General features: G+C 43.6%; 1 rRNA gene. It reads left to right on the top strand.

Annotated elements, in window-relative coordinates:
- Positions 1 to 366, top strand: a 23S ribosomal RNA gene (locus DL239_RS21980); the annotation flags it as partial.
- Positions 367 to 656: the final 290 nt, after the last annotated feature.

A 656-nucleotide genomic window follows, 5' to 3' on the forward strand; every position in this document is an offset into this window, starting at 1 on the left:
TAGTCCATGCCTTTACGAAAGTAAAGGGGTTAGTTTTAAAGACCGCAAGTTTTATTCGGCTTTAAAATTTCATGCGTGAGACAGTTTGGTCCATATCCGGTGTAGGCGTTAGAGCATTGAGAGTAGCCTTTCATAGTACGAGAGGACCTGAAAGGACATGCCAATTGTGTACCAGTTCTCATTCCAATGGGAAACGCTGGGTAGCTACGCATGGATAGATAACTGCTGAAAGCATCTAAGTAGGAAGCTAAACTCAAGATGAGTGCTCTCTAAGGCCGCGGCTAGACAAGCCGTTATATAGGTATCAGGTGTACAGTCAGCAATGGCTTTAGCCGAGATATACTAAAGGCCGTTTGATTTTGACCTTTATAATATAATTACATAACCCCTTGCGGGTAACTATCGTTTATAAGCTAAGCTTAGTTTAACTAGCATCTCACAGAGATGCTAGTTAACCTTGGTGCTCTTTGCTCAGTTGGACCCACACCAATCCATCCCGAACTTGGTTGTGAAAAAGCTGAGGGGACTGAAGAACTTTACGGGTCGCCGTCTGGAATCTCAGTTCTAGTGCCAGGGTTAAAAAATATTTAAATAATGCCTAGGAAACTAAAGAAGCTCCAACCTCTGTTGGAGCTTCTCCCCTTCCCCTTACGGGA

The sequence above is a fragment of the Parasedimentitalea denitrificans genome (assembly GCF_011813015.1).
Classification (GTDB): Bacteria; Pseudomonadota; Alphaproteobacteria; order Rhodobacterales; family Rhodobacteraceae; genus Parasedimentitalea; species Parasedimentitalea denitrificans.